Origin of the sequence: Paenibacillus mesophilus, from assembly GCF_005938385.1 — a bacterium.
Lineage (GTDB): Bacteria > Bacillota > Bacilli > Paenibacillales > NBRC-103111 > Paenibacillus_AB > Paenibacillus_AB mesophilus.
In genome coordinates, this window is sequence record NZ_VCRA01000019.1 from 59,289 (window position 1) to 72,235 (window position 12,947).

The window sequence follows — 12,947 nt, forward strand, 5'->3', positions numbered from 1 at the left end:
AACATGAAAAAAGCGACCATCAAAGATATCGCGAAGGCGGCGGAAGTTTCGATCGCTACGGTGTCCTATATTTTGAACGATGTAAAAACGCAGTCCATATCGGACGAAACGCGCGTCAAAGTGTTGAAAATCGCTCAGCAGCTTCACTATGTAACGAATCGGAGTGCCCGTTCCTTAAAACTGCAAAAAACCGGGTTGATCGGCATTTTGCTGTTCAAAGATTTGGAGCCGCACCCCTGGTCCGATATGAAGTACGTCAAAACGTTATACCGGCTCGAAAAGTTGTGCGGCGAGCTTGGGTACCATGTCATTTTTATGCAAATCGACGAAGGTGCACCGTCTTACGATATGATTCGGGAACGGAATTTGGATGGCGTCATCCTGATGAACGTCGATCAGCAGCGTTTTTCGACCATATCCCGATATTTCGGATTCGGGATTCCGGTATTCGTGATTGACAGCCATATTGAAGATACGTTGTTCCACAAAGTGATTCCAGACTTCGAGGGAAGCTTCCGGTTAGCGCATACGCTGCTCGGAGAAGCTCCGGAATTTCTCGTAATGGATGCATACAACGACACGGATTTGGTCGGCATAGTCAAACGGCTGTCGGGCGTGGATGAAGATCGGATTCACGTGTATGAGAGCCGACAAGGCTTGAGCGCGTTTTTATCCAAGTTTCCGGATCGTCCGGGGATCGTCGTCAATGAATTTTTGGCGAACGAAGTATTGCGGACTCACGACCGAATCGTCGCTCTATGCACCAGCCATTGTCCGGAAATGCTGCCGGAACGCGCAGCGAAAATATCGTACGAATTGAACGATTACAAGCACGTTACGGACATGATGGACCGGAACATTCACGACGCGGATTACAGCAATCCGGAAAAGTTCATTTATTTGTCCGTTTCATCGTGAAGATACGAATAGGAGGAAGTCACCCGGTGAATGCATCGCGGTTAATCGAAATCAAGCAGTTTCATTCGGCTATATTGAATAACGATCGCGATATGTACGTTTACTTGCCTCCCGGTTATGAAAGCAATGCCACGAAAAGGTATCCGGTTCTGTACATGCATGACGGACAGCACGTGTTCTTTCAAGATCGGAAGGGCGAATCGTGGGACGTCCATCTTACGGTGGACCGGTTGGTTGCGGAAGGGAAGATTCGGGAAATTATCGTGGTCGCGGTCGCTCATGTGGAGGACGCGAGAATCGCCGAATATATGCACGCGAATCCGGACGGGCACAACGTGTTCGATATGACGAATCAAGGCGAGTTGTACGAGCAATTTTTGCTTCGCGAAGTGAAGCCTTATATCGATACGCAATATCGGACAATGCCTGGCAAAGAGCATACCGCTCTGATGGGATCGTCCGCAGGCGGACTCGTGTCGTACAATATCGGTTTCCGCCATCCGGACACGTTCGGCATGATCGGCGCGTTGTGTCCGTTCTTCGTAAGCGTAGATCCGGCCACGATGGAGGACCGTTGGTTAAGCAAAGTGTATACGAAGAAAGAAGACTTGAAAATTTGGATGGACGTAGGGGATTCCGAAGGCTATACCGTTATGGAAAAGCATGTGCGCCATGTCGCCGATGTTCTGCTGGGTGCCGGTTACCGGTCCGGGGACGATTTCATGTTTTATGTCGCTGTCGGCTCCGGACATTCCCAGACCGATTGGGCGGCCCGGGTCCATGCGCCGCTTCTTTATTTTTTCGGCGACATCGGTAGGCCTGTGCGTATCGATCTGCACGGTCCCGAAGTTATTGGCCTGGAAGGGCCGCTGCGCTCGCTGAATCCGGTTGTGCACTACGATAGCGGTTTTATGATGACGGATTTATGCGGACGTTATGAAGCAGGCGACCCGGAAATCATGGAAATTGGCGCGGACGGCAAACTGCTGCCGAAGAAGGTAGGGAGAACGACCGTAACGTATTCCGGGTACCATTTGACGGCCAGTCTCGACATAGATGTAGTTCCGCACATTTCCGAGACGGTCGCTGTGGAGCTTTACGTGAAAGTGCCGGATTGCACTCCTCCGACGGACAAATTGTACGCCGGCATCGAGCTGCCGCCAATTCGGGAAGGGCTGTATGGCGGGACGTTCATGGTGCCGAGAAACGTTTCTTTCGTATTTCGCATTTCCCGGGGGCTTGGCAAGCATGAAACGGATCGAATCGGAAACGAAATTCCATACCGGACTTTTACTGCGGATGACGGCTTGGTGTTGAACTATGAAGTAGAGAACTGGGTGGATTCAGCGGCCGATCGCTTGCCGGGGGTATTGCGATGACGACCGGATCGAGCATTTTGCGAATCGAAAGCTTTTATTCCGCCAAGCTGGACAACCGGAGAGATTTATTCGTTTATTTGCCCCCGAGCTACACACATGATACGGCCAATAGGTACCCGGTTTTGTACATGCACGACGGACAAAACGTTTTCCACCCGGCATTCAACGGCTATTCATGGAACGTGCATGAAACGGTCGATCGGCTCGTTGCCCTTGATCGGATGGAAGAAATTATCGTGGTCGGCATTGCGAATATGGGGATGGAGCGGTCCGACGAATTTACTCACGACTTGGAAGGGGTGCTTTATCGATCCGATAAAGTTCCGATCCGGCCGAAAGGATTGGTATACGAATCGTTTCTGATCGACGAAGTGAAGCCGTATATCGATTCGCTTTTCCGGACAAAGTCGGGCCCGGAGCATACCGCATTGATGGGATCGTCGCGAGGGGGACAAGTCACTTACCATATCGGTTTCCGCCGGCCGGATGTGTTCGGGAAGCTGGCTATCGTTTCTCCTTATTTTTATTGCGTGGATCCCGCCGCTTCGGAAGAAGTTCCATTGGTGCATGTTTTCCGGCACAAGCAGCCGGTTTCCCGCATATGGATCGATTTGGGCGGACGCGAAGGAACGTTGGTGATGGAGAAGCACGTTCGCCAAGCGGCGGAGCAACTGCTGGAATTGGGTTACGCGGCCGACAAGCAGCTCTCCTATTATTTCGATCCCGATGCCGAGCATGTGGAGAAAGACTGGGCGGCAAGACTGGCTTCGCCTCTTATTCATTTGTTCGGGGACAAAGGGGATATCCAATCGTTGACATTACACGGTTGCGGAGAGGTCCGCCTCTCGGGTCCGGCATGCCGATTGAACCCGATCGCCGTCTACGAAGGCGGTGTGACGATGACCCCGTTGAGACCGGCTTATGCGGTAAAAGATCGTTCCATACTGGATGTGAGGGAGGACGGAACGGTCGTACCCAAACAGCTGGGGGAAACGGCCGTCACGGTCGCATACGGTCGCTTGGCGGCATCCACACGGATTCGAGTGAATGATTGACGTGTAGCCGAGACAGAAGAGAACCCACCCAAGGTCACGCGCCTTGCGGTGGGTTTCTTGCAGATATCACTCCAAAACCGGGATGGTGAACTGGACGACTGTTCCTAGACCGGGTTCGCTGCTGACGATTAACCCATACGATTCGCCGAACGTAAGCTTGATCCGCTGGTTTACGTTTCGGATGCCGATATGGTCGCCCGGCTCGCTGTAATCGTCCTTGAAGGCCGCGTTGAGTTCTTCCGTGCGTTCTCGGCCTATCCCCACGCCGTCATCGGCTATTTCGAACAATAGACAGCCGTCGCGCTTCCGTCCTGAGATACGGATGACGCCTTTCTCGCCCTTCGGCTTGATGCCGTGACTGATGGCGTTCTCGACCAGCGGCTGCAGCGTAATTTTCGGGATTCGGCATTGGCGGATCGATTCATCAACGTCCCATACGACGGAAAAGGCGGTTTTGTAGCGGACCGATACAAGGTCGATATAATGCCGGACGTGCTCCAGCTCCGTCTGAACCGGAATCAGGTTTACCGGTGTTTCGAGGGAAAGCCGTAGCAGCTTTGACAGGGAGGAGATCATCTCCGATACTTTGTTTTCCCCGCCGGTGAGCCGCAAGGCGTTCCAGTTGATCGTCTCGAGCGTATTGTAGAGGAAATGCGGGTTGATCTGGGACTGCAAGGCGATGCTTTGCGCTTGCTTCAGCAAGGTCAACCGTTTGCGCAGCTCCTGTTCCAGCTCGAGCCGCTCGTCGTGCGATCGGATCAGCGTGGAGGCGATTTGCCGGATTTCGTTCAGATGCGGCTCCTGCCTCTCCAGCTCGACCGTCATCCACTTGTCCGGATTTTCTACGATCGAGATGATTTTGCGGATCGGCTGGAACACCTTCGAAGCGATGATCAAGGCAAGGAGCAGGGCGACAGCCAATCCGGCCGCGAAGATGACGAGCACATATCGGCGCAGGTACGCATTTTTCTCCTGATACGCCTGAAGCGGCAATATGGAATAAAACGTCCAATCGTTATATTGGGAGTCGAGCGAAGCAATCGACTTTTTATTGTCATTCGTGGACAAGGAGTCCGTCAGGCGGCGGTTGATCATGGACAGGTCCCGGTTATACAGCACGGTGCCGCTTTTGTCCGTGATATAGATGTCCTCCAGATACGGATCGCCGACATTATTGATAAACTTGTCCAGCCGGTCCGTATCGACATTGACTACAATAGCTCCTTGCCGGTTCTTCACGTCGAGAGGAGCGGTATAGAAGAAGGAGAGGAAATGCCGCTCGGTCTGTTCTCCGACGTACTGCTTCGCCGTTCTTGCCGACAACCAGAAGTTCGATGTCGTTTTGCGGCGTTCATATTCCGCAATCCAGCTGCTGTCCGTGAACCATTGCGCGTCCCACAGACCGAGATTGGTAGACTGAACGAAACCGCTTGCATCCGAGTACAAGTAAACGGAATTGATAAACTGCCCGCTTAACTTGTATACCGGCATCATTTTTTGGCGGAGCTGGTTCATTTGCGTGTACAAAGCGGGTTCGGCCCTGTCCGGACGAGACTCGGAGAGAAACCGGCCGGCCGCTTGATCCGAGGCGATATGCAGGGCGAATTCGTCCACCTCGCGGACCGCCATATCGATCATGTCGCGCAGCCGGGAAAGGGCAATGTGATGAACCGTTCCGATCTCTTCCCGGATGATTTTGTCGTAGACGATATAGACCGCTGTGCTTATGCCGACGACCGGCAAAATCATCAAGCAGACGATGATTAGAAAATTGCGCAGGAAGATGCTATGAATGTTAAAATGCTTGATATAAAACCAAATATTGGACCGCTCCTTCATTGGCGGGTCTCCTAGGGCATCATATTGCGGTACTCCGTCGGCGTGCAGCCGGCGTATTGCTTGAACAGCTTGAAGAAATACTTCGTGCTCTTGTAGCCGATGATCGAGCTGATCTCGTATACTTTATACTGGGGTTGACGCAAATACTCCATCGCCCGGAGAATGCGGATTTCCGTTACATAATCGGTAAAGTTGCGGCCCGTCTGTTTCTTGAACAGCCGGCTGAAGTATACGGGGCTTAAGTAAACGTGCTCCGCTACGTCCTCAAGCGTTATGTCTTGATTATATTTCTCTTGAATGTAAGTTTTGGCCTTCTGAATGACGAGCGGGTCGAAACGGACCGGTTCCGGACCCGGGGACACGGACAGGCGGTCGTTCGGGACGGGCTCCGGCTCCGATGAGGAAGGGGCTGCCGGTACCAAGTCCATCAGCCGAGCATACGACCGGACTTCCTCCAGACAGGCATCCTTGCCCAGGACAGCGGAAATTCTGCTTTTGACCGTCGCGAAATGATGGACAACCTTCTCCTCAATATAGGTGATACCGGTAAACCCGCCTGTTACATCGATCGCGGCCATCCGGATGATTCCCGCCTCGCTGCGCAATGGGATATGCTGAATACAATCCTGTTCGTTTCTATAGGCTTGCTGGATGAAGCGGAAAATCCGGTTCGCTTCTTGGTCCGCGGTTCTCGGAGCCATATACGGTCCGTCATGCGGGATTCGAATGGAATAAAGGCAGCAGGGGGAGATGTCCGGGTCGACAGGAAGGCGGATGAAGTGCAGCCGGCGTCCGATCTCTTCCCGCTCGGCCAGCGTGCCTGCGGCCAGCTCGGCAAAAAACTGCCGCCGCAGCATGGATAGCATCTCCTCGTTCTGGTTCTTGATGTCCAGCGCCAGCTCTTTCTCCGCTTTTTCTTTATCCAGAGATGTCTTGACGTCGCGGAGCACCTGATGAACTTCACTCAGCCTTGTCGGCTTCAGCAAATAATGCGCGACCCGGTAGTTCAAAGCCTGCTGGGCAAATTCGAATTCCTTGTAGCCGCTGATCAGGATCATTTTTATATCGTACCGTTGGTCGTATACATACTTGGCCAGCTCCAGACCGGATACGAACGTCATCTTGATATCGCTCAAAATGACGTCCACGGGATGGCTCTGAATGAAAGAAATCGCGTCGCGGCCGTCTTCGAGCCGGGCAACGACGGTATACCCGAGTCCCGGCCAGTCGACCAGGTCGGCCAAGCCTTCCCGGATGTCCTCTTCATCGTCGACAATTGCAATTCGATACGACATGGCGCCCCTCCGGTTCTTTTTCTTTCTTCGTACGACCATTATGTTTGCAAAATGAAGGCGCTGTCAACGGATAATGTATTTCCGTGCGGAAAGGTCAATACAGCAGGACAATAAGTAGAAATAGTGGACTTGTCCTTCCGATTCATTTCTTTAATAATGGCGGGAGCAGGGCATGTTCGGCAGGAATTCCTCCTACTGCTGCACGCGTCGTATTGGGCGTTATTTTGCACCATAACTAGAAATTGTGCCGTTTCGGCGCCGCGAGGAGGTTGCTACAATGATGATGAAAGCGCTGTTATGCCGATGTCGGTTGGCCTGCTGTTCACTGCTGCTTGCCTCTGCAGCACTCTCGGGTGGCTGTACGTCAACGACTCCGGCCGAATCGGTCGTATCGGAGGATGCCGCCGGCTCCGCCTTGCCTATCGTGCCGCTCGGTTCGGTTACGCTTCGATATGCAGGATGGGACAATTGGTACGCACCGGCAAGCTTAACGTTGCAATTGCCTGTCTGGCAGGAGGTGGAGAAACGGACAGGCGTGAAGATCAGATGGGACGTTTCGCATAGCAGCCAGTATCCTTCGTCCATGCGGATGAAGCTGGCTGCCGGCAAGGAAGTGCCGGACATATTCGCTTTGCCGATGGATCTTTACAGTGCGATTGAAGCGGATTTGATCGAGCCTCTGGACGATTGGATCGAGCGGTATGCTCCGAACATCAAGCGGTTTCTGGCCGATAATCCTGCGGAGGCGGGCAGAATGCGCGCTTATGACGGCAAGCTGTACGCTTTGTCTTCGGTAACGACGGGAAGCGAATACCTGGACCCATTCGGCATCTTGATCCGGAAAGACTGGCTCGACAAGCTCGGGCTGCCTGAGCCGAGAACGCTGGACGAATGGTATACCGTATTCAAGTCGTTCAAGGAGCGCGATCCGAACGGCAACGGAAAGCGGGACGAAATTCCGTTTATGCCGCAAACCGGGTACCACGGCTTGGCGCTGTTCGGCAACGCACTGGGGCTTCATTTGTTCTACAGCAGGGGTTACTACCCGGACGGGTCCGGACACGTGCGCGCCGAATGGCTGACACCGGAAGCGGAGAAGCTGGTCGTCTGGCTGAACAAGCAGTATAGGGAGGGGTTGATCGATCCCGGATTTATGCACAGAACGGAGGAAAGCATCATTGCCGGCGTGTCGAGGGATCAAATCGGCGCGAGCATGCATTTCTTGAGCCGGCTCGGACAATTGGACAGCTTGTCGCGTAAAACGGCGTCCGCGAATGCGGATTGGCTGCTGACCCTTCCTCCGCTGGAACATGGTTACAAGCCTATATACGAGAAATATGGGCCGGTGAGCGGGAATTTCGTCCTATCCAAGCAGTCCCCGCATAAGGAGGTTGCGACCCGTTGGCTCGACTATATTTATGCCAGCGAGGAAGGCAACCGGCTGATGACGTTCGGAATCGAGGGCTTGACGTACAGGCTTGTAAACGGGCAGCCGGAATATACCGAAAACGTATTGAACAATCCGGACGGGTTGGATCCGGTAGGGGTTCTTCGCTCCATCGGCGCTTATCCGCCGACACCGTGGATCCGGTCAGCCAAAGGACCGCTTTCCCGGTCGCCTGCCGCTTTACTCGGCAGCAATTCGAAGGCGTTCGGGCTAGCGCAGCGGGTGAGAAGCATGATGGTCGATTCCCAGCCGTTTGCGATGCCGACACCGGAGGAGCTTGCTATAGGGAACGCTTTGATGCCTGCGATACAGACCTATGTGGACGAGTCCATCATCGCCTTTATTACCGGCGCCGAGCCAATTGATTGGGAGGCGTTCACAAGCAAGCTGAAGGAGCTTAAGATCGACACGATCGTTCAAGTGAAGCAGCAGCAATACGATAGGTTCATGCGAAAATGAGCGGAGAACCGTGGCGGTATCCATACGCGGATAATTAGGGTGTTATATTCGGATGTAAACCGCATTTACCGATGTTGAGCTTCGCTCATTTTTTAGCTGCGTAGTAATCGGTTTCTAAAAAATCATCACATTGTGCAAGCAAATCTCGTCGTGTTGGGAGGGGGGCTTTTGACCGGGAAAAAGTTTGGCTTGCCTCTTGTTGCGCTTATTGTGCTTGGAGTCTCATGGGTCGTCTACAATACGGCCGGCAATCTTTTGTCGACCGACAAGGCGAAGGAAGGGGAGAAGCCTTCGGCAGTAGCGGCGAAGCCTGTAACCGTATTTCTGGCCGGTGATTCGACCATGCAAAGCTATACCTCGAATAGAGCGCCGTTAGCGGGATGGGGGAAGATGCTCGACGTCCACTTCACGGAGAAAGGGACGATCCGGAATCATGCGATGTCGGGGCGCAGCTCCAAAAGCTTTATGAGCCCGGCCACAATCCCAATTATCCGGGAGGTATCAAGGAGATACGCATTTTAACGAGCAGGGTGCTGCCGAGATGGCGAAGCTGGTCGTACAGGGGATTCGGGAAGCGAAACTGCCGCTTGCCTCGTATTTGAGGGCCGATTAATCAGCAATATAGAAATCGATTACTAATAATAGGGGGAACTAACAATGTCAAGAAAAGCGGGAACGATATTGACCGCGAGTGTGATGCTGCTGTCTGTGCTGACTGCATGCGGCGGCACGGGAACGGTCGGGGATGGCGGCAAAGGAGGTAAGGAAGCAACGGGAGAAGGAGCGTCGTCAAATTCACAGAAGCCCGCGGAATCGGCAGCGGACAAACCGGCCGAGCTCGTTTTCCACAACTTGGCGGGCGGGGCCGAGGAGCAATTCAATCAGATGTTCGGCAACCTGATCCGCCAAAAGTTTCCGAATTATACGATCAAATTCATCCAATCCAAGCCTGGTTCAACCTTGCCGGAGCTGGTAGCGCTCAAGGAGCGTGTCGACATCGTCTACAACTCGATCGAATATATCGCGGAGCCGTTGCTCGGGACCGGCCTGGAGTATGACATGACGGAGCTGATCAAGAAGCATAAAGTCGATCTGACCCGGTTCGAGCCGACGATTATCGACGGCATTCGGGCGATCGGGAGCGGCAAAATGTATATGCTCCCGATTATTAACGGCAGGCAGGTATTGTTTTACAACAAAGGGGTATTCAACAAGCTGGGCGTTCCGTATCCGAAGAACGGGATGACGTGGGACGAAGCGTTCGAGCTGTCCAAGAAATTGACCCGCACCGAGGGCGGCGTAAACTATTTGGGATTGTCGGCATCGCCTGCGCATATATTGCGCACCAATCAGCTGTCCAAACCGTATCTCGATCCGAAGACGATGAAGCCGACCTTTTTGGATGAAGAGTGGAAGAAGCTGCTTCAGACGTATTTCCTTTCCTACGGCCAAAATGAATCGTTTGCGAAACGGACGGCGGAATTGAAGCGGCTGCCTTATTACACCGAGATGACCAATACGTATGAGCTTGCCATGTTCGTGTTTAACTCGACATTCCCTTGGGACGGGGCGGTTTACGTTAAAAATATCGATTGGGATCTCGTCAACATGCCGACGTTCAAGGATAAGCCCAAGGTCGGTTCGCAAGCTTCGCCGGGGTCGTTCGCGATTACTTCGGTCGCCAAGGATAAAGACGCGGCGATGGAAGTCATCAAGTTTTTGACATCGGACGAGACGCAGGCGGAGTATTCCAAAAAAGGCATCATGTCCGTGCTGAAATCAGACGCGGTTAAGAAAGTGTTCGCTACGGCCAGCGAGCATAAGGACAAGAACTGGTCCGCGTTGTACTACGACGACTTCGCTCCGCTGTCGTACAAGAGCGTGTATGAGCTGGGCATCGAGGGAATTTACAGGCCGCTTATACCGGATATCGCAACCGGCAAGGTCGACTTGAATACGGGACTGCGCAATATTCAGGAGCTGGTGGAGAAATATATCGCGGAACAGCAAAAGAAGTAGGGAGAACGAAACATTTACATTTTGGATAGAGGAAGTGATCGATGTATGGCGAACCAATCGGATTTATACGAAACACAAGTCGAATTGTCGTTATCGCGAAGAAAGGTACTGGCAACGCTTGGATTGACCGGATTGGCGCTTGCCGCGGAAGGCGCTCTTTTACCTGCCTGCTCCTTTGCGGCTTCCGATAAAAAATCGGTTCGTATTTCTGGTACCATGTCTACTGTGTCTACCGTGTCGGAATTGAGGAACTTGCCGACCGCCGACTTGTCCGATAATGAAACGATTCTCGTATGCGGGTACAGTTCCGTCAACGACGGAGGAGCGGGCATCTTTTGCTGGAACGCGTCGAGCACGGCTGCCGATAACGGGGGAACGATTATTTTGCCGACGGGACATACCGGTGCCGGCCGTTGGATTCGGCTCAGAGACGGGTCCCCGGTCAGCGTGAAATGTTTCGGGGCCAAAGGCGATTGGAACGGAACGTCGGGTACGGACGATACGGCGGCGATCCAAGCGGCGGTCCAGGCCGAACGGTTTCTTTATTTCCCTACCGGAGCCTATATCGTCTCATCGCCGATATCCGTTCCGAGAGACGGGACGCGGTTAGATTTTGCCGACCCGGTATCGGCCAAACTGGTTAAGCGATTCGACGGTTATGCGATTCATTTGGCCGGCAGCTACTGCTCGTTTACGAACATGTGTATCGATGGGCAAGGCGCAACATTTGCGGGTGGATATATGAATATCACCGGAGCCGGCTTCAACGCATCCATTTACAACCCGCGGTTATACGACGCCAAGGACGCCGGCATTTTGTTCAACGCTAACACGGGGCTGTTCTTTAAGGCGGAATCCGGTTACATTTCAACCTGGACTAATAACGGAACGAGTCTGAACTCGCCTTCTTTTCGTTCGACGGGGGCCGATACCCGCCCGATGCACCGGCATTTCTCCCAGATTGATACCGGTGGCGTCAATCTGGGGGATTTGACGGGAATGGAGACGACGATCATGACGGGATGCACCGCCCGCAACCTGGTATTTGCTACCGATACCAAGAAGGCGATCGTGACGGGCTGCCGTTTTACGACGGTCGGAACTCCTTGTATAGTGAAAGGGATAGACAACAGCATGACGGGGAATGTCATTGCGGGGGATATCGTGCTGGATGAAAGCTGCGCAAATAATGCGATCGGTCAAAATGTATCGCCGTTCAAACTGGTCGTGAACGGAAACCGGTGGCGCAACAGCTTCCATCATCGTTCCTGGAGCGACGGCCACCACGCCGAATGTTCCGGGGTGAAGCAGACGATATCGAATTGGGAAAACGAGACCCCGATTACCGCCGCGAACGTATCCAATGCCGTTTTGCCGGGTCCGAGCCATTTGCCGTTCCGATCAGCCTTTTCCATAACGGGACTTATCGCAAGAGCGATAAGCGGCGGCATTGCGTCCGGTTCCGTGACCGTCCATTTACGCGTGAACAATAACCCGACCGGGTTGTCCTTAACATTGGATCAAGCCGGCCTCGCCTCAGGGTATAAGGCGCAAACTTATGAAGCCGGAGCGCATGTTCTATTGGAAGCGGGAATTTATACGATGACTTATAGCACGTCGGCCGACTACTCGGGCGATTTGAAGATCGTGGCCGGGTTTGAGATCGAATCATGAGCGATTGGGGAACGTCATTGCGGATTTGGAGCTATACCGCGTAAGGATTTACGATATGGGCAGTTTGATCTGCCCGACTTAAGGGTCATGCGGCAATGCAGCGAAATAGCGATTAAAGCGGAAGAAGGAGCTCGTTTAATAGGGCTCCTTCTTTTCTATCACCGGCCCCTATGGTAAATTTTAACTAAACACTCGCTCGTTTCTTGGAGGTGAAGGAAATGCGTGCTCTTGCAGCCTTTTTAGCTGCATGCTGCTTCGGTGTATGGCTAGTTTTCCTTTGGTCCGACACTTCGTACGGAAAAGCATTGATCCTCCCCCCGGACAAAATGCTGGAAGAAGCGGATGTGATTTTTACCGGGAAAATCGTTAAATTCGAGCATGTTCCGCCTAAGAAAGGCGCACCTGAACCTGTACTGGTTAAACGTATCTACATCAAGGTCGATCAAATAATGAAAGGAGAGCTTGACTCGGACATTGCGGTGCTGGAGGAATGGAAGGGGGGCTTGGCTGTACACCAGAACTTTCCGGACTCCAAAAATGACAAGCTGTTCGTGATGCAGCGCAAGCGTCCCGATAATACGCTGATGAGTGTAGCGGATACGTATAATGTCGGTATTATCCGCGACGATCGGGTGGCGGAGGTCCTGGGCCTTTCCTCGGCGGGGAACTATGTCCCCGAATACAATGAATATTATTTGGCAAACAAAGCGAACGCGAAGAGACCGCCCCGATCGGTTCGCAACTTCAATTCGACCGGTTATGTGCTTGCGGCTTCTGCGATTGCTTTCCTTTTGACGTCGGGCATCGTATGGCTGAAAGTAAAGAGATAAACCTTATGAAAGGGCTGTCCTCTCAGGTTTTA

The 12,947-nt window shown here is 53.0% G+C and carries 10 protein-coding genes; 8 read left to right on the plus strand and 2 right to left on the minus strand.

Features of this window, described 5'->3' with window-relative positions; translation table 11 throughout:
- Nucleotides 1–3: 3 nt before the first annotated feature.
- From FE783_RS26640 to FE783_RS26650, 3 genes are read left to right on the plus strand one after another with little or no spacing between them, the layout of a single operon-like run.
- Nucleotides 4–918, plus strand: coding sequence for a LacI family DNA-binding transcriptional regulator (locus tag FE783_RS26640; protein ID WP_138882415.1), 915 nt, complete (start codon nucleotides 4–6; stop codon nucleotides 916–918).
- Between the two features lie 26 nt (nucleotides 919–944).
- Entirely contained in the window at nucleotides 945–2,297 is a 1,353-nt protein-coding gene (locus FE783_RS26645) for an alpha/beta hydrolase (protein WP_138882416.1), read from the plus strand.
- A complete protein-coding gene (locus FE783_RS26650) occupies nucleotides 2,294–3,352 on the plus strand; it encodes an alpha/beta hydrolase (protein ID WP_138882417.1) in 1,059 nt (352 codons plus the stop codon). The genes FE783_RS26645 and FE783_RS26650 overlap by 4 nt, the downstream gene beginning before the upstream one ends.
- A 66-nt stretch (nucleotides 3,353–3,418) precedes the next feature.
- On the opposite strand, the gene FE783_RS26655 is transcribed toward FE783_RS26650, so the two are convergent.
- Nucleotides 3,419–5,191: a sensor histidine kinase gene (locus FE783_RS26655; protein ID WP_138882418.1), complete on the minus strand. Its 1,773-nt coding sequence runs from the start codon at nucleotides 5,189–5,191 to the stop codon at nucleotides 3,419–3,421.
- A gap of 11 nt (nucleotides 5,192–5,202) precedes the next feature.
- On the minus strand, nucleotides 5,203–6,486 hold the full coding sequence (locus FE783_RS26660) for a response regulator transcription factor (protein ID WP_158302041.1): 1,284 nt from the start codon (nucleotides 6,484–6,486) through the stop codon (nucleotides 5,203–5,205).
- A 277-nt stretch (nucleotides 6,487–6,763) separates the two neighbouring features.
- On the opposite strand from FE783_RS26660, the gene FE783_RS26665 reads away from it, so the two are divergent.
- The 5 genes from FE783_RS26665 to FE783_RS26685 all read left to right on the plus strand — a co-directional run bounded on the left by FE783_RS26665 (nucleotide 6,764) and on the right by FE783_RS26685 (nucleotide 12,915).
- Nucleotides 6,764–8,392, plus strand: coding sequence for an extracellular solute-binding protein (locus tag FE783_RS26665; protein ID WP_138882420.1), 1,629 nt, complete (start codon nucleotides 6,764–6,766; stop codon nucleotides 8,390–8,392).
- A gap of 168 nt (nucleotides 8,393–8,560) precedes the next feature.
- Nucleotides 8,561–8,914: an SGNH/GDSL hydrolase family protein gene (locus tag FE783_RS26670; RefSeq protein ID WP_138882421.1), complete on the plus strand. Its 354-nt coding sequence runs from the start codon at nucleotides 8,561–8,563 to the stop codon at nucleotides 8,912–8,914.
- 135 nt (nucleotides 8,915–9,049) lie between these two features.
- Nucleotides 9,050–10,411, plus strand: a complete 1,362-nt coding sequence (locus FE783_RS26675; protein ID WP_138882422.1) for an ABC transporter substrate-binding protein — start codon at nucleotides 9,050–9,052, stop codon at nucleotides 10,409–10,411.
- Between the two features lie 45 nt (nucleotides 10,412–10,456).
- Nucleotides 10,457–12,085, plus strand: coding sequence for a glycosyl hydrolase family 28-related protein (locus tag FE783_RS26680; protein ID WP_138882423.1), 1,629 nt, complete (start codon nucleotides 10,457–10,459; stop codon nucleotides 12,083–12,085).
- 218 nt (nucleotides 12,086–12,303) lie between these two features.
- Entirely contained in the window at nucleotides 12,304–12,915 is a 612-nt protein-coding gene (locus FE783_RS26685; RefSeq protein WP_138882424.1) for a hypothetical protein, read from the plus strand.
- Nucleotides 12,916–12,947 lie beyond the last annotated feature (32 nt).